The sequence below is a fragment of the Buttiauxella selenatireducens genome (assembly GCF_031432975.1).
Lineage (GTDB): Bacteria > Pseudomonadota > Gammaproteobacteria > Enterobacterales > Enterobacteriaceae > Buttiauxella > Buttiauxella selenatireducens.
Genome location: NZ_CP133838.1, coordinates 4,633,000 through 4,649,504, shown reverse-complemented (window position 1 = coordinate 4,649,504; position 16,505 = coordinate 4,633,000). Strand labels below are relative to the sequence as shown.

Genomic DNA, 16,505 nt, shown 5'->3' with positions numbered 1-16,505 from the left:
AGAAATGAGAATCGTTAAACCGGAATCGCTTCACAGATAGCGCAACCAGGTGCAATGAGATATAAATAAAACAACAGGTTATTCGCGCGATGCTGCGTGTGAAACACAACATGAGGTGCAGAATGCTAGAAAAAATTTGCCAACTGGCGCGCGAAGCGGGAGCCGCCATTATGGATGTTTACCAGGGTGTGAAACCGCTTGAGGCGACGAAAAAACTGGATGACTCACCCGTGACTGCGGCCGATATTGCGGCTCACACCATTATCCTGAAAGGGCTGCAAGCGCTCACCCCAGAGATACCCGTGCTTTCAGAGGAAGATCCGCAGACGTGGGAAACGCGCCAACATTGGCAGCGCTACTGGCTGGTGGACCCTCTGGATGGTACTAAAGAGTTCCTGAAACGTAACGGGGAATTCACCGTCAATATCGCCCTGATTGAGCAGGGGAAAGCGGTGTTGGGCGTGGTGTATGCGCCGGTTCTGAACGTGATGTATAGCGCGGCTGAAGGTAAGGCCTGGAAAGAGGAAAATGGCACACGTAACCAAATCCATGTGCGCGATGCACGCCCGCCGTTGGTGGTGATTAGCCGATCGCACGGCGATGACGAACTGAAAGAGTATCTTCATCAATTGGGTGAACACCAGACAACGTCTATCGGTTCATCGTTGAAGTTCTGTCTGGTGGCTGAAGGGCAGGCGCAGCTTTATCCGCGCTTCGGGCCAACCAACATCTGGGACACCGCAGCAGGCCACGCGGTTGCATCAGCAGCAGGTGCGCACGTTCATGACTGGCAGGGTAAGTCACTTGACTACACCCCGCGCGAGTCATTCTTAAACCCAGGTTTCCGGGTCTCTATTTACTAAGCCACTATTTACTGAGTAATTCGCGCAGCAGGCTCATGACCTGCTGCACTTCTTGCTGCGTCAATGCGCCATCCTTCGCAAACTGCACGCGTCCTTCTTTATCCAGCACCACAATCGCTGAACTGCCGGTTTCGAGCAGCCAGGATTTTTGCGCCACGCCGTTGCTGTCGACGATAAATTGCGACCACGGATACTGTTTTTTATTGTTCTCAAGGCTGCTGCGAACGAACATCCCGGTGCCGACGATGGCATCATCGGTGTTCACAATCGTGGTGGTTTGATAGCGGTCATGCGGGAATTTTGCCGCCTTAATCGCTTCAATCAGCCCTGCATTTTTCTCTTTCGCACTAGAGCGCCCGGCAATATGTTGCACCACTCGCACTTTTCCCACCAACTGCGCACTATTCCAGTTTTTATAGCTAAACTTATCATTGTCGAGCATCAACTCACCTTTATCCGTAATACCAATAGGTGAGACTCGCTGATTTTTCTCGAAATTATGTGCCGATGCTGCAAGAGGCAACAGCAGCAAGGCAAGCGCAAGGGTTGTGCGTAGGGACATGATGACTCCTTATCTTATTATTGACTAAAAATAGCAGGTGATCCGACCACTCGTCGTGACGTTTTAAGCATATGTGCTGAATAGCTTTCTGTCCCGCAAGAGCAATGCCAGTTTGAGAGATACAACACATATCCCTATTTTTTGAAGGCTTAAACTAAGATTTGTTTACATTTGAAAAGATTATTCTGAGATTTTGTAATAATACCGTAAATAAGATTGTGCAAACTAGGTGTCGATTTGCATATGGACTATAGTTTCCAGGCACCAAATTTTTCGCCTCGTTTTGTCGGACCAAATGTGGAACCGCAGGGGCGTTAACACTGCAGGAGAAAAAAAGAATGAAAATTTTCCAACGGTACAACCCGCTTCAGGTGGCGAAGTACGTGAAAATCCTGTTCCGTGGACGGTTGTACATCAAGGACGTTGGCGCTTTTGAATTTGATAAGGGTAAGATTCTTATTCCAAAAGTGAAAGATAAGCAGCATCTATCTGTTATGTCTGAAGTAAACCGCCAGGTACTGCGTATGCAGGCGGAAATGGCGTAAATACCCGTCATACTTCAAGCCGCAGGTGCGTTGGCTCGCCCTCTCACTCCAGTCACATAATGGATTATGCTCCTGGAGATTCGTGGACTTTGCCGCCTGCCTGCAACTCGAATTATTTAGGGTATTAAATTGAAGTATAAAAAACGGCACCCGAGGGTGCCGTTAGTGTTTCTGGGAATTGGAATTATGCAGTGGTCTGCTCATCCGCATCCGGCTGCTTTGGCGTCAGCGGTGTCGGCTTGGTATCGATACGCGTGACCAACAGCTGGTCGATACGGTAGTTATCAATATCCACCACCTCGAACTTATAGCCCGAGAACTTCACCGAATCAGTTCGCTTCGGGATTTTGCGCAGCATAAACATCATGAAGCCGCCGATGGTTTCGTAATTTCCAGACTGCGGGAACTCGTCAATATCCAACACACGCATGACATCATCAATCGGTGTGCCGCCTTCAACCAGCCAGGAGTTTTCATCACGAGCGACAATCTGCTCCTCCATGCCCTGGCCAACCAGGTCGCCCATCAGTGTTGTCATCACGTCGTTGAGCGTAATGATACCCACCACCAGCGCGTACTCGTTCATGATAACCGCAAAGTCTTCACCGGCAGTTTTGAAGCTTTCCAGCGCTTCAGAAAGGGTCAACGTATCCGGCACAATCAGCGCATTACGCAGATGCACACCACTGTTGAGCGCCAGGCTTTGGTTGCCCAACACGCGGTTCAGCAGCTCTTTTGAATCAACATAGCCAACGATGTGGTCGATATCGCCGTTACACACCAGGAACTTGGAGTGAGGATGCTCGGCGATTTTATTCTTCAGGCTCTGCTCATCGGTATGCAAATCAAACCAAATGATGTTTTCGCGTGACGTCATGGACGACGGCACGGTACGCGATTCCAGCTCAAACACGTTCTCGATCAGCTCATGCTCTTGCTTACGCAGCACACCCGCCAGCGCGCCTGCTTCAAAAACGGCATACACATCATCAGATGTGATGTCGTCATTACGCACCATTGGCAGTTTGAAAATACGGAAAATGACGTTTGCCAGTCCGTTGAAGAACCACACTAATGGACGGAAGACAAACAGACAGAAGCGCATCGGGTTGATGATTCGCAAAGCAACAGATTCAGGCGAAATCATACCGATGCGTTTCGGAGTGAGGTCTGCAAACAAAATGAACAAGCTGGTGACCAGGGTGAAAGAGAGCATAAAGCTCAGTTGGTCAGCCATTTCTGGCGAGAAGAAACGCTCCAGAAGGACTTTAAACGCTGGAGAAAACGCCGCGTCGCCGACGATACCGCCGAGAATTGCAACCGCGTTCAGGCCAATCTGCACCACGGTAAAGAACATGCCAGGACTTTCCTGCATTGTCAGCACGCGTTGCGCGTTAACGTTACCCTCATCAGCTAAAAGCTTGAGTTTAATTTTACGGGATGCTGCCAGCGAGATCTCCGAAATAGAGAAGAACGCACTGACGGAGATAAGAAGAAGTATTAGTAAAATACTGTTTAACATAGTTTATCCGGCTTAGAGCCAGAGCCTCGGAAGGAAAGTTGAAAATCTAAGGGTTAATACGTTTTGACTGCCAGTCCGTGGAGGTTGGGCCAGCAATATCAAGGGGTAGTATAGCTTAAGGGTGTGTGAAGCTGCCAGAGGGGATAATTTGGTGGCGTGAGCGTTATTTAACCTCTCTGGATTTTAGTTCTTTTCTGATGATCCGCTTAATCCAGGCCGCCAGAGATTCATCACCATCCTGGCGTTGTGCTTCTTCCATTGCCTTACGCAGTTCGGGATCTAACCGAAACTGGAATGGGGGATTTCCTCTTCTTTCATTCATCAACTTTAATCCCCTTTGACTGCAGTTCCTTTCTGATGATCCTCTTAATCCATGCAGATACAGATGCATCGCCATCAAGTTTCAGAGCTTGCTGTATTCCTGCTTCGAGAGAGGGCTCAACACGTAAAGCAATTTGTTTGTTTCCTTTCTTTTTAAATTCTATGATTGACATGTGTCTGACACCTAATTAAAGTGATTGTGTCTTACAAGTGTATGACACCAGTCATGCAAAAACAACGAAGCCCGGCAGTGCGCTAACACTAACCGGGCCTCTAACCACAACCATTACTTAGGATAATGCTATGGCTGACGCTAATAGTAACACAGCAGCACAATCTGCCGACCACACGTTTCCACATCTCGCCGATACGGATGTTCTCTATTCCGATATGGCTCACACGATATCCGCAATTAACCTTGATGCTTTGACGAGCGAGGAAACTTTAGAGCTTGCCAGCCATTGCGAAGAAAGCATTGCAGGCCTTTGCCACGCGCTGCGTTTTATTGGTAAATCATTTATTACCTTTGCGGAACAGAATGTAGTGGAGTTTTCGCAGGAAACGCTTTGCCAGGCAGGGCATGGGATTGCGGTAATTAGCTCGCTGATTCCGGCATTACATCGGCTTGAGCGAAAAGCGGATAGTTTAAATCAGGCATAGAAGTGAAAATGAGCTGGCAGCCTGTATTCGGCTGCTACTTGAGATACTAATTTGTATGACTTAGATGTATTCGCACAAACTCGAACTGGCACTATCACAACGCAGAGCTAAAAATAATCTGACAGGCCTCTCTGTGCCAGATATAGTCATTCGAACCCTGAGAGTTACACTTTTAAGTGATTCAGGGTATGCGCTTACTGGTTACGAATATTGTGCCAGAATCATGTGATTTGATGATTGCCGCTTTGCTTTCGAGCCAGTAAGTGCTCCACGTTCGCTAACGAATACTCAGGGCATGCAGAAAACTGCTGACTATATTTCTTTCGAAGAACGTGGAATGCATACCAATCCCCGATAAAAAGGAGTTGGTGATGACTGCGATAGATAAGTTTGCTGCTCATGTTGGTCTGGATTGGGCAGATAAAAAGCATGATGTCTGCGTTCAGTTTAAAAACGGCGAACGTATATTCCATGTGGTTGAACATACCCCGGAAGCGCTTGATATCTGGCTCAACGAATTGTACCAAAAGGTGAAAGGCAGGATCGCTATAGCCCTTGAGCTGAAGAAAGGCCCGGTGGTGTATGCTCTACAGAAGTACCCATTTGTCACTGTTTTTCCTGTGCACTCGTTGTCACTGGCCCGCTATCGGCAGACCTTCTGGCCAAGTGGTGCGAAGGATGATCCCCAGGATGCTGAGTTAGCATTAGAGCTAATGCTACGTTACCCCCAAAAGATAAAGGCCATCGAGCCTGACAATGCAGATATCAGGTTGCTCCAGCAGTTAGTTGAACAGCGTCGCCAGTTGGTTGAAGACAAACGCCGCTTCGTGAACCGCCTTATCAACACATTGAAGCAGTATTATCCTCAGCCTCTGGAATGGTTCTCACATAGGGGGAGTTTACTGTTGTGCGAACTGATTATACGGTGGCCCAGTCTGCAGCAACTGAAACGCGCCAGGCGCGACACGATCCGTAACTTTCTGAATACCAAAGGTGGTCGTGCAAGATCCCTTACCGAGCAGCGTGTTGCGAGCATTGAGAGTTCGATTCCATTGACTACAGACCCAGTAGTTATAGAAGCTAATGCTTTGATGGCTACAGCACTGGCGGCACAAATTAAAGTCGTGAGTGAAATCATCAAAACCTATGACGAACGAATCGAAACGCATTTTGACAAATTGCCAGATGCTGAACTGTTCAAATCACTGCCGGGCATGGGACCGTGTATGGGCCCGCGAATGCTTGCAGCATTGGGTGATAACCGCAACCGCTTCAACAGCGCAGAAGAAATACAAAACTATGCTGGCATCGCGCCAGTAACCGAGCGAAGCGGCCAAAAATCCTGGGTGCACTGGCGTTGGCAGTGTGCGAAGTTCGTCCGACAGACATTCGTGGAATGGACTGCGAAGACGGTAAACTCATCATACTGGGCCAGACGGTATTATCAGGGGCAGCGAGAAAAGGGAAAATCTCATCAGTCCGCGATCCGGGCTCTGGCATTCAAATGGATAAGGGTTATTTACCGCTGCTGGAAGACCAGAACCCGTTATGACGAAGCGAAATATTTACTGGCGCTTGAAGAGCGAAAATCGCCCTTACTAGGGTCGTAAAAAGCTTGTCGAATGTCTCAGGGCGTGAAGCGGACCTTCATACAAATGCACCAACTGCTGGTGAAGATGCTGGTCACAGAAACAACAAAAGCGCCAAAAGGCGCTTTTGTTGTTTGGGCAAACACACTACTAAATTCATGTATCTGACCGCATTCTGCATATGTATTATGTAAGTACAGGGAATAACATACGCGTTCATTACGTTAAACTTTACCAGTAGAGAGGGCACTTTGCAACTACACAACAATCTCGCGATTGAAGCCTACGTATCTAAGGCTCGACTTAAGACATACATTGCTCTAACAAACAATGCCACTCTTGGAGAGTGCATCGGAGCCTATGTTTGGAACAAACGCGTAGGCGCTGCACTTTTCCCTCTTTTGCAATGCCTTGAAGTAACCTTGAGAAACGGTATTCATAATGCAGCTTCTGCTCACTTTAACAACCCTGCTTGGTTTGATCCTTTAACGAAGCTGGCTGGGCATGATTATTTTAACTCCTTCATGACTCAATATCCTCATTTATCAAACAATTTCTATCGAAAAAACATAAGTAGCGGAAGTCGTAAGAACAAAAAGGTGTGGACATCACGCCATGAAAGCATGCTGAAACAAGCAAAAGAAAAGTTGACTAGTGGCCATAAGCCTCAACATGCAGATGCAATTGTTGCTGAATTGATGTTCGGTTTTTGGGTTGGCATGTTTGAGAGAAACTATCATGATCTCAATACATCTGACCGATTATGGCCACATTTAGAACCGATGGTTTTTCCCAATTTATTGCCTTCAGAACGTCGACATGGCGATATTCATAATAAATTGCTACCTATCAAAGAGTTGCGAAATAGGGTTGCACACCATGAACCTATCTGGAAGCACGCTTCAGTAGGAAATAGTGTCACCGCAATCAAAATGCTTACAGCAATAATCGATGATCTCGTCTTCCTCATCAATGGAATCAGCCGCGATCGCGCAGAAATGCTGCATGAATCTGGTATCGAAGGTGCGGCGCGAGCAATTTGCCGTAAAGAATCGCTTGATTTTTACCTTAACGGACGGATTTCTAAGGAAATATCATTAAGACGTTTGAAACGGGACCTGCTCCGCCACATAGAGGGAAAAAGCCTTTTCCCCTTGTCTTTCAGTAATGCAGGCAAAGAAACGGTCATTCTCAACTTCAATATTTAAATTGATATCATGGATTGGCAGACTAAATGATAAATATGGTGTTTTGGCATAGAGGCTTTGTAAGCATCCTGCATAATCGTACCATTCACATTTAGAGAACATACGGCAATCCAACTTCTGCTCATCGCTCAAACCAGACTGTCAGCTTTGATTAGATTCTACCTACTCAACCTCTCAGATAAAGTCTGAGCTAATTCAACTTAGAGACTCATCCTCACCCTGACAGAAATCGCCAGGATCATGACAATCCTGGCGCGAGTCAATTTACCGTCTTACTTTTTATCCGCGTCCAGTTTGGCAACGTACGCCTTCACTACCTGATACACATAGTCCTGACAGGCCAGGCCGGTTTGCGGATCGTATTTACCATCGTTGGTGATGTTATTGGATAACACGCGGATCCCGACGAACGGGATCGCAAAAGCCGCGGCGGTTTGTGCGGCTGACGCGGTTTCCATCTCCTCTGCAGAGGTTTGATAGGTCGTGTGGAAATGGCTGATTCTGTCCAGTTCGCTGTTCCAGAGATCCGCCGAACCAATCACCCCATCCACCACTTTACCTCGGGTGTATGTGCTTTTAACGCTGTCCGCAACCGCAAGCAACTGGGCGTCACCCGGGAATTTACGGATGGTGTGCGGGGTTTTATCTTCACCGGCGCTGCCTTTAGAGGCCAACAGATCCATCGGTTTCCACTGCAGGGAATCGCTGCCTTCACCTTTCAGTTTGTGCGGGGTTTTGAACGCGCCCAGGTTTACGGAGTATTTGCCCAGCACGATGTCATACACGTTCAACGCCGGGTCGTGGCCACCTGCCGTGCCCTGGTTAATGATTGCCACCGGATGAAACTGGGTGGCGGCAATCGCCGTGGCAGCCGCGGCGTTTGACATGCCCTTCAATGTCTCAGAAACCACCACCGGATAACCGTCTACCGTGCCGCTCCAGAAACGCCAGCCGCCAATCTGCTGTTCCTTCGGGTTATCAAGGCGTTGAGCAAAATGTTCGGCTTCAATTGGCATTGCGCCCTGAACCACGATCGGCCCTTTCGGTGACGGCTGGGCGAAACTCAGGGAAGGCAGTACCAGGCAACATGCTGACAGTGCCAGCAGACATGTTTTTTTGATGATCATCGGGCTATTCCTTTATACGCAAACGATTACTTTAACCAATGCGCGGCGCTGAAGGTACGCATTTTCTGGATTAATGAATCGGTTGCGCGTTTGTTCGCCGTTCTCGCTCCCGCGAGTTTAGAACTGTCCGGCTTTTATCGACCCTGTGTTAATCAGCACCGGCATACCAGAACGACGTGTCAGCGTAGCGCTGACTACGCCTGCATCCACGCCCGCCCCTTCGGTGGCATTACGCAACTGCGTGGTCATTGGTAGTGGGACTTTCCGGTCAGATTCAAACTCGGCGCGGTTACGCGACAGCGGCTCGTGTACTTCAAGCCAGCGCTGCCCGTCTGGCTCAAGGGTGGTTTTCACCGGCTGATCGATAAACTGCACGCGCGTGCCGACCGGCACGTTATCGAACAGGTATTTGATATCGTCTTTCCTCAGGCGGATACAGCCCTGACTCACCCGCAGGCCGATGCCAAAGTTGGCGTTGGTGCCGTGAATGGCGTACAGCTTGCCGATGTAAATGGCATACAGCCCCATCGGGTTATCTTCCCCCGGCGGCACGAACGCCGGCAGGGTTTTACCCTCGCGGGCGTACTCTTTACGGGTGTTCGCCGTTGGCGTCCAGGCCGGGGCCTCCTGCTTACGCTCCACATGAGTCACCCAGTTACGCGGCGTTTCCCGCCCCGCCTGACCGATACCAATCGGCAGAACCTGCACCGTATTGCTCCCTTCCGGATAGTAGTACAGGCGCATCTCCGCGACGTTTATCACAATGCCCTGACGTGCGGTATCCGGCAAAATCAGCTGCTGAGGAATGGTCAGTTGCGTTCCGGCACGCGGCAGAAACAGATCCACGCCGGGGTTGGCCTCGGTCATATTGCTGAACCCCTGATCGTACTGTGCAGCAAAATACTCCAGAGGTTGGGTGTTCCCCTCCGGTACGGTGATAACAAACGAATTACCGACCAGGCGACTCCCTTCCGGCGGCAGAGGATAGGTAACCGCCAGTGCGCTGTGAGTCACGGCGGCAAGCACGAAGGCCAGCGAGGTTAAACGAATCATCATTTCCCTGTTCTCGAACATGATTGAGATAATTTAAATATAACCCGCCGGAGCGAGTTGTATGAGGAAAGTCTAAGAAATTGGGGGGAATGGCTCGAATAACAGGAGCACTTAGATTTTAAGTGCTGCAAGGATTGCGGCTTCCATTTTCTCTGGGGTGGTGAACGGTGCAAAACGCTTGATCGGTTTGCCGTCGCGTCCGATCAGGAACTTAGTGAAGTTCCACTTGATCCGCACGCCCAGCACGCCGGGCAATTCTTCTTTAAGGTAACGAAACACCGGATGCGTAGCGGCACCGTTGACCTCCACTTTCTCGAACATCGGGAAGCTCACACCATAGTTGATGTGACAGGTCTGCGCGATTTCGTCGGCACCGCCGGGTTCCTGCTTACCGAACTGGTTGCAGGGGAAACCAAGCACCACCAGCCCCTGGGCGGCGTACTTCTTGTAGAGCGCTTCAAGGCCTGTGTATTGCGGCGTGAAGCCACAATGGCTGGCGGTATTAACCACCAGAACCAGTTTACCCGCGTAGTCGGCCATTGAGATGAGCTGGCCACGCAGGCTGGTAGCAGTCAGTTGATGAAAAGTGGTCATGTCGGAATCCTCTGGAGCAGAACCAGTTCGACGATGACATTGGCACGAAACCAACCATAAAGCCATCGTCGGACTGCTGTGAGCGAGGTGCGGACATATGGCGGGGTAGTGGTCAAAACACGTTGTTTAGCTGATCGACTTAGGTCTTTTCTTGAGCATCTGAAACGTATAAAATTTTGACTTAGCTCAAAACATTTTTACCGATCAAGAGCTATTTATTTGCCGTTAAATCAACTCGTATCGATACATCAAAAAAGGAGGAATGATGATGTTGACCTATGATTGCTACCGTAACGCTATCTCTACTGGCAGCCGTGTTATGGTGTTCAATAAGGGTCTGACTGGTGTCATTAAAACCATTCACGGCGAAGGTAAATCAGCCGAACAAATTCGTCGTTCTGAATGTGTTGAAATCGAAGGTTGTGAAGGTGTGTTCTGCCCGATGGAGTTGGTCAGACTTGAACTTCACTGATAGGGCATATCGCGTCAAATTAGATAACCCTGAAAACCCATTGTTTAAGGCCACCTATTATTTGGTGGCCTTTTTTGATGAATGACTTAGTCGCTCAACTTCTCTTCAAACCTTAACAATCGCCCGGCATTACCCAATACCAGCAGCGTGCTCAGGTTATGCAATATCGCGGCAATGACGGCGCCGGACGCACCCAGCCAGCCAAACGCCGCAGCGGCGACAATCACCAGCGTCCAGCCCAGGCCAATCATCACGTTCATCTGCAATGTGCGTCGGCACAGACGGCTTAATCGCACGCAGGTTCCCAGACGGCGTAAATCATCGCCAATCAGTACGATATCTGCCGATGCCATAGCGATATCCGAGCCGCCTGCGCCCATCGCCACGCCGACGACGCCCGCTTTTAGCGCCAGTGAATCGTTGATGCCATCGCCGACCACCATCGGCCGGAAGCCATTGTCGATTTGCGCGCTGACTTGCTGCAATTTATCCGCGGGAAGCGCGCCGGCGATAACGTTGTTGATGCCGACGTTTTTTGCGATGCGTTCTGCTACAGCCTGGCGGTCACCGGTCAGTAATAACTGCTGGTTCAGCCCTAACTCACGCAATTCTTTCATGGCGTTAGCGGCTTCGTCACGCAAGCTATCGGCCAGTAAAATCCAGCCACGGAAACGGCCCGCCAGCACCAGGCCAACAATCGGCCCGTCATGCTGTGGCTCTTGGGGTAAATCGACAACCTGGGTTTTTAAGAGTTCATGCCTGCCGAGAAATGCCTCGCCTGCCGCCGTGGTTGCCGACACGCCCAGGCCCTGATGTTCATGCACATTTTCCAGATGTGGCCAGGCGTTTTGCGGCGCGATATTCACCATCGCACAACTGACGGGATGGTTACTGGTTGCGCCCAGGCTTGCCGCCAGCGCAGAGAGTGCTTCTGGCGATTCGCCTGCTTGTGGGAGCAGCGCATGCAGTTGCAATTTGCCGTGTGTAAGCGTGCCGGTTTTGTCGATGATGACCGCGTTCAGTTCGGCTAATTCTTCGAGGAATGCCGCACCGCGAATCAAAATACCGTGACGCGCAGCGACGGTCAGACCGGCAATGGAGGTTGCGGGTGCGGAAAGCACCAGCGCACACGGGCAGGCGGCAACCAGCACCGCTAACATCGCCTGCGTGTTTTGCGTTAAAAACCAGGTACTGGCCGCAATCAGTAACACCAGTAGCAGGTATCGCGCCGCGTGGCGTTCCAGTAAACGGGTGATTGGCGGGCTGGCCTGCTCGGCGCTTTGCATTAATGCCACAACTCGTCCAAGGGTTGAGGTTTCCCCGGTGCGCGTGACTTCAATGCGCAACCGCCCATCAAGATTTATCGCCCCGCCATAAACATTCATCCCGGCTTTTACTTCCTGCGGTACGGATTCCCCGGTTATGGGGGCTGTGTCGAGGCTGGCCTGGCCGTCCAGCACGCGCCCGTCGGCAGGTAATCGGTCACCCGCACGCACTTCCACAATATCGCCCGCGACCAGTTCATGGTTATCGACTTCATGCAGATTGCCGTTTGCATCGAAGCGTCGCGCCCGGCTGCGGGTCAGTTTGCTCAATGATTCAATGGCTTCTTGCGAGCCAATCACGCTGCGTTCTTCGAGGATATGGCCGACGATCATAATCAGCGGTAACAACGCAGCGGTGAGCAAATCTCCGGTTGCCCACGAGCCAATCAAAGCCAGCGCCACCAGTTGATCGGTAATGCCGTGCAAACTTGGATAACGCAGGCTGTAAAAGGCGTGGCGCAATACCGGGACGGCGACCATCAGCGAAGCGCTACCCAATATGATATCGGCCACGGCAAGTTGATCGGGCGCCAGGACTCGCCACAGCAAACCCAAAATGAGCGTGCCACCGGCGGTCAACGCCAGGATGAGCTGGCGGGCTACCTGCCGCTGTTCTTGGTGCGACAGCGCACCGCCGGGATTCACAGAATGGGTGCTCATGGTTTAGAAGGTTCCTTTTGCCCGGCCGCTTGCAGGATCATATTCGCATCATCCTGCGGGGCGACGGTGATGACGGATGCGGCCTGCGCGAGAATCGCCGCAATGCGTTCGCGGTACACTCGCGCTAATAAATCTGGGTCATTTGGACTCCTGGCCAGCCGGTTCACCATCGCCGTATCGGACTGGGCTTTCGCCACGTTTTCTCGCGCCTGCGCTTGTGCTGTCTGGCGTAGCTGATCCGCAAGCTGCGTGGATTTCTGTCGAATTACAGACGCATCGGTATTTGCGGTCGCAATAGCTTGCGATGCCTGCTGGCTGGCGGTTAACACCGCATTGAAGGCGGTGACGGTGGGAGTAGGCAGCGTGGATTGCACCGTTACGCGCTCAAGTGTGATGCCCAGCGAACTGCCCGATTGCGTCAGGCGTTGCAGGTTCTGTTCGATGTTGTGCTGCACATCGGCCCGCAGGCGTTCACGCTGCTGGGCAACATTCAAATCGCTGCTGACCATTTCCGGGCGCGCAACCAGAATCGTATCCAGATCCCTTGATGCACACACGGCAATGGCTGCGCGCTGAACCAGACGGTCGAGTGCCGGGATCACATGTTCACCCTGCAACACATAATCCATTGGCGAAATGACGCGATAAAACACGCTGATATCCAGTTGCACCACCGCCGTATCACCCGTGAGCAGATAACCTGAACCGGCCAGCGCATCGCTGCTGCTGTCGCCGCGAGCATCTGCATGCTGCGCGTCGGTCGAACGCAGAAGTGCCGTAACGTGATGTTCGATAACGCGGTCGGGAGCAGGCACCATCACCACATCGTCAATGGGCTTTGGCCAGGTTAGCAACAAACCCGGCTCGGCCACGCGCTGCTCCGCGCCAAAATGCAGCACCACCGCGCGGCTGTCGGCGGGTATTTGGCGAATGTTAGAGAACAACCACGACGCAGCCGCCAGCAGCGTCAGCCCGTACAGCGCATAAAAAGCGAGGCGTATCGACTGCGTCCACGGGCCAGCCGACTTTTTGGTCTGGATATCACTCATGAGTTTTATCCAGTTTCGGCCCTTCAACCAGCAGCCGGAACGGCGCAGCATCGGTGCGTAATACCAGACGGGTACTGGAATTCACCACGCCACTCAGTGCATCAAGCTGGCGTAACAGGCGATAAAGCTGCGGCGAGCTGGCGTACGCTTTGCCATAAATTTCTGCCGCCTGTGCCTGAGACTGCGCTTCGATGTCAGCGGCCTGAACCTGCGCCTGCGCTTCCACAATACGTGCATCACGTTCTGCCGCTGAGCGGATTTCTGCTGCCGCGCGTTTGCCTTCAGCGGTGCGTTCGGTGGCAATGGTTTCGCGCTCGGCACGCATTCTATCGACCGTGGCGTTGAGCGTCACCGCCGGTAGCGTCAGGCGTTCGGTGCCAACTTGCACCAGCCGAATCCCATAACTTTCCAGCAGCGGCTGGCTGATTTGCGCCTGCAAATGGGATTCAAACTGGTTGAGTTGCACGTGCTGGCTGTCGGTATTCACCAGTTGCGAGAGGGTAAATCCGCTGGCGGTGGTTTCCAGCGCTGAACCTAAATAGGCACGGATTTGCCGCGCGGCTTCGTCCGGCTGGTTTTGCACCGCTCGCATAAAGCGCTGCACATGTTCCGGCGTGTTATCGACCTGCCAGACGGCAAAAGACTGCACGATAATCCGCAGGCCATCGCGCGTGCCAACATCCTGTAAGCCGCTCGACGTGGTGCGTAGACGCAAATCCACGGCGGTCGACATTTCAAACGGTGCGGGCAATCGCCAGGCAAGGCCAGGGTCGAGTAACACGCGCACCGGATTGCCAAAGCGGGTGATGATCAGTGATTCCCCTGAGCGCACCTGCACAAGACTTGCCGCCGCGACCAGCAAAACAACCAGCAATCCCGCACCCGCAATGCGTTTCCATGCTCCCTTTTTATGAGTGTCCGAAGCAGAATGTGGGTTGTGTTGGCAACCACAACCATTATGATGTGAATGGCTCAACGGGAGGACTCCTGTGTCGGTTTAGAAGGCGCGTCGCGCCGTGCTACTTCATTTAATGAGGGGAAATCGCGCAGATCGATAGTCGGTGGTGAGCCTGCGCCAATGCGGTGGTCGATAATCAGCAACGGGCTGTGGCCGAGTGTCTGGTGTAGCTGGCTGTACCATAATTCATCGACAAACACCTGCCCCGACTGCGCCACTGCCTGTTTTTGTGCGGCGAAACGCACCGCCGTGGACTGTGCTTTGCTGGTCACATCGGTGGCGTTCATTTGCGCCTGATTCTGGCGTGTAGTGGCGGTGGTTTGGGCGCTGGCAGCCAGTTCAGCGGCATGTCCGCGTTCGCGGGATATCAGCGCCTGAGCCGAAATTTGCGCCGCCTGCACCCCATGGAAAGCGTCAGCTGCGCCTGCCGGAGGATGAATGGCTTCGACCACGGTTGAGAGCAGTTCGACGCCTGAATGCAGACTATCAAGTTTTTGCTGCACCGCTTGCTTAATCTGGTTGGCTAAGGCGTTGCGTTGCTCCCCCAATAGCTGCTCAAGCGTCTGAGAGGAAAACTGATGCACCAGCACCTGATTCGCGGTGCTGCGAATCAATTCCTGGAGATTGGTGCTGTGATAGGTCGCCGCCAGTGCGGCGTTGTCGCTCATGCCAATGCGCCACATAAACCGCACATCGCTATTAATGATTTGCAGACTCTGTTGGCTACCGCTTTGGCTGGCAATAATCTGCGCTTTATCAAAACTATGGATAGCATCCCACAGGCGATCGGCACTTTGCGGCGCCTCGCCTTCCGCGCTTGCTAAAGGCTCTGTTGCACTATCGGGTTCTTCGCCTGCGGCTAACTCGTGTACCTGGCCATTTTCCGTGAGTATCACTTGTCCGAACGGCCACGGTAGCCCGTAATGCAGGCCGGATGACAACACTTTTACGGGCTTACCAAAGCGTTCATAAATCCCACGCTGGGTGGCAGAAACTTGCTGCATCCCGGTTAACAGCCAACCACAAAGCAGCATCAACGCCAGCACGGGTAAGAATGCGCGTTTCAGAACGGTGAAAGCCCATAACTGGCGTAAATCGATACCGAAGTGTTGATGTAACTCATGCTGCAAAAAGAGTAACGGGCGTGGAGGCCATACAAGCTGCGCGGCCAGTTGGCTCTGCGCGAGGAATGCGGGCTCGCACCCTTCTTCATTTGGCGGTGTGAACAGCGAAAACAGGCCGCGCAGCAGGAATTCAAGCGCGACCAGAATAACCAGAATGGCAGGGAGATTGACCAGCAATGGGATAGTGGGTGTGGGGAAAATCAGCGCTGGTAAAGAGAGAAATTGCACCGCCAGAGTCAGGCGTAACAGCGGTGCAATCAATTTTGCTTCAGGCCAGGCTTCGTCTGCGGTGGCGGCCAGGTGGCGTTCAGCCACTAACGTGGCAAACATCGCTGCCGCAAGGATCCCAACTGCCACCCAACGCAGGTTGCCTTCATCGAGCGCAAGGTAGTTAGCGGATACTCCCGCTTGCGTGACAAACAGGGTAAACAGCGCCATTGACCCAAGCCAAACGCCATCGCTCTTGAGCAACACATTGATGCGGCTGAAGTTGATGGGAATAAGCGCCCAAAGACGTTGGTAAATCGTCGGCGGTAATTCGGCTTCGACTTCCGCTTCAGGTTTTAGCCGAGGCGAGTACTTCGCAGCCCGCCACTGGCAAATTCGCTGTGCATTAAATAAAGAGGTCGCGAGCAAAATCAGGGCAGCGGCATTGCTGGTTAAAAACGTTGGCCAGCGGGAAGATGGCTCGAAAATACTGGCAATCAGCGCCACCACCATCATCAGGAAAATCACGGCGCTTAAGCCAAAAACTAATCTTGCGGTAAGCATTGCCTGCGCGGGAGCGAGGGCGTAACGAGCCTGAGAGGTTAGCGGTGAAGGCTCCGCTGATTCAGAAGGTTGAGAGGGCTGCATGGGATCATTATTGAGGTG

17 protein-coding genes are annotated in these 16,505 nt (G+C 52.0%); 6 read left to right on the top strand and 11 right to left on the bottom strand.

Translation table 11 applies throughout. The features are described from left to right. Window positions 1-122 precede the first annotated feature (122 nt). A complete protein-coding gene (gene cysQ, locus RHD99_RS21275; RefSeq protein WP_183272569.1) occupies window positions 123-863 on the top strand; it encodes a 3'(2'),5'-bisphosphate nucleotidase CysQ in 741 nt (246 codons plus the stop codon). Window positions 864-867: 4 nt separating this feature from the next. Here the strand turns inward: cysQ and RHD99_RS21270 are convergent, their stop codons facing one another. After that, window positions 868-1,425 carry a YtfJ family protein gene (locus RHD99_RS21270; RefSeq protein WP_309876442.1) on the bottom strand — a complete coding sequence of 186 codons (558 nt, stop codon included), beginning with the start codon at window positions 1,423-1,425 and terminating at the stop codon, window positions 868-870. Window positions 1,426-1,763: 338 nt separating this feature from the next. Between RHD99_RS21270 and RHD99_RS21265 the strand changes: the two genes are divergently transcribed. After that, complete coding sequence (locus RHD99_RS21265; protein WP_121266826.1) at window positions 1,764-1,970, top strand: stringent response modulator YtfK; 207 nt, start codon at window positions 1,764-1,766, stop codon at window positions 1,968-1,970. Between the two features lie 184 nt (window positions 1,971-2,154). Here RHD99_RS21265 and paeA read toward each other — a convergent pair whose 3' ends face one another. From paeA to RHD99_RS21250, 3 genes are all read right to left on the bottom strand, one after another. Beyond that, window positions 2,155-3,492 (bottom strand): polyamine export protein PaeA, encoded by a 1,338-nt coding sequence (gene paeA / locus RHD99_RS21260; RefSeq protein ID WP_309876438.1) that lies wholly within the window; start codon window positions 3,490-3,492, stop codon window positions 2,155-2,157. Between the two features lie 163 nt (window positions 3,493-3,655). Further along, on the bottom strand, window positions 3,656-3,814 hold the full coding sequence (locus tag RHD99_RS21255) for a hypothetical protein (protein WP_309876437.1): 159 nt from the start codon (window positions 3,812-3,814) through the stop codon (window positions 3,656-3,658). Further along, on the bottom strand, window positions 3,807-3,986 hold the full coding sequence (locus RHD99_RS21250) for a hypothetical protein (protein WP_309876436.1): 180 nt from the start codon (window positions 3,984-3,986) through the stop codon (window positions 3,807-3,809). The genes RHD99_RS21255 and RHD99_RS21250 overlap by 8 nt, the downstream gene beginning before the upstream one ends. A gap of 130 nt (window positions 3,987-4,116) precedes the next feature. Here RHD99_RS21250 and RHD99_RS21245 point away from each other — a divergent pair, with 130 nt between their 5' ends. From RHD99_RS21245 to RHD99_RS21235, 3 genes are all read left to right on the top strand, one after another. After that, a complete protein-coding gene (locus RHD99_RS21245; RefSeq protein WP_309876434.1) occupies window positions 4,117-4,473 on the top strand; it encodes a hypothetical protein in 357 nt (118 codons plus the stop codon). Between the two features lie 371 nt (window positions 4,474-4,844). Continuing rightward, the gene (locus RHD99_RS21240; protein WP_309876432.1) at window positions 4,845-6,083 is read left to right on the top strand and encodes an IS110 family RNA-guided transposase; all 1,239 of its coding nucleotides are present in this window, start codon (window positions 4,845-4,847) and stop codon (window positions 6,081-6,083) included. Between the two features lie 230 nt (window positions 6,084-6,313). Continuing rightward, on the top strand, window positions 6,314-7,270 hold the full coding sequence (locus tag RHD99_RS21235) for an Abi family protein (RefSeq protein ID WP_309876431.1): 957 nt from the start codon (window positions 6,314-6,316) through the stop codon (window positions 7,268-7,270). 272 nt (window positions 7,271-7,542) lie between these two features. Here RHD99_RS21235 and RHD99_RS21230 read toward each other — a convergent pair whose 3' ends face one another. The 3 genes from RHD99_RS21230 to RHD99_RS21220 all read right to left on the bottom strand — a co-directional run bounded on the left by RHD99_RS21230 (window position 7,543) and on the right by RHD99_RS21220 (window position 10,044). Then, window positions 7,543-8,397 (bottom strand): 5'-methylthioadenosine/S-adenosylhomocysteine nucleosidase, encoded by an 855-nt coding sequence (locus tag RHD99_RS21230; protein WP_309876429.1) that lies wholly within the window; start codon window positions 8,395-8,397, stop codon window positions 7,543-7,545. Window positions 8,398-8,514: 117 nt separating this feature from the next. Beyond that, complete coding sequence (ldtA, locus tag RHD99_RS21225) at window positions 8,515-9,453, bottom strand: L,D-transpeptidase LdtA (protein WP_309876427.1); 939 nt, start codon at window positions 9,451-9,453, stop codon at window positions 8,515-8,517. A gap of 108 nt (window positions 9,454-9,561) precedes the next feature. Further along, window positions 9,562-10,044, bottom strand: coding sequence for a glutathione peroxidase (locus RHD99_RS21220; RefSeq protein WP_309876425.1), 483 nt, complete (start codon window positions 10,042-10,044; stop codon window positions 9,562-9,564). A 268-nt stretch (window positions 10,045-10,312) separates the two neighbouring features. Here RHD99_RS21220 and ydfZ point away from each other — a divergent pair, with 268 nt between their 5' ends. Then, window positions 10,313-10,516 (top strand): putative selenium delivery protein YdfZ, encoded by a 204-nt coding sequence (gene ydfZ / locus RHD99_RS21215; protein ID WP_139878030.1) that lies wholly within the window; start codon window positions 10,313-10,315, stop codon window positions 10,514-10,516. Between the two features lie 86 nt (window positions 10,517-10,602). Here ydfZ and RHD99_RS21210 read toward each other — a convergent pair whose 3' ends face one another. Genes RHD99_RS21210 through hflK (RHD99_RS21195) form a run of 4 tightly spaced genes read right to left on the bottom strand, consistent with a single transcriptional unit; the run spans window position 10,603 to window position 16,487 of the window. After that, complete coding sequence (locus RHD99_RS21210; protein WP_309876424.1) at window positions 10,603-12,501, bottom strand: heavy metal translocating P-type ATPase; 1,899 nt, start codon at window positions 12,499-12,501, stop codon at window positions 10,603-10,605. Continuing rightward, window positions 12,498-13,550 (bottom strand): protease modulator HflK, encoded by a 1,053-nt coding sequence (gene hflK / locus RHD99_RS21205; RefSeq protein ID WP_309876422.1) that lies wholly within the window; start codon window positions 13,548-13,550, stop codon window positions 12,498-12,500. The genes RHD99_RS21210 and hflK (RHD99_RS21205) overlap by 4 nt, the downstream gene beginning before the upstream one ends. Beyond that, complete coding sequence (hflC, locus tag RHD99_RS21200) at window positions 13,543-14,526, bottom strand: protease modulator HflC (RefSeq protein WP_309876420.1); 984 nt, start codon at window positions 14,524-14,526, stop codon at window positions 13,543-13,545. The genes hflK (RHD99_RS21205) and hflC overlap by 8 nt, the downstream gene beginning before the upstream one ends. Next, on the bottom strand, window positions 14,523-16,487 hold the full coding sequence (gene hflK / locus RHD99_RS21195; RefSeq protein WP_309876418.1) for a protease modulator HflK: 1,965 nt from the start codon (window positions 16,485-16,487) through the stop codon (window positions 14,523-14,525). The genes hflC and hflK (RHD99_RS21195) overlap by 4 nt, the downstream gene beginning before the upstream one ends. Window positions 16,488-16,505 lie beyond the last annotated feature (18 nt).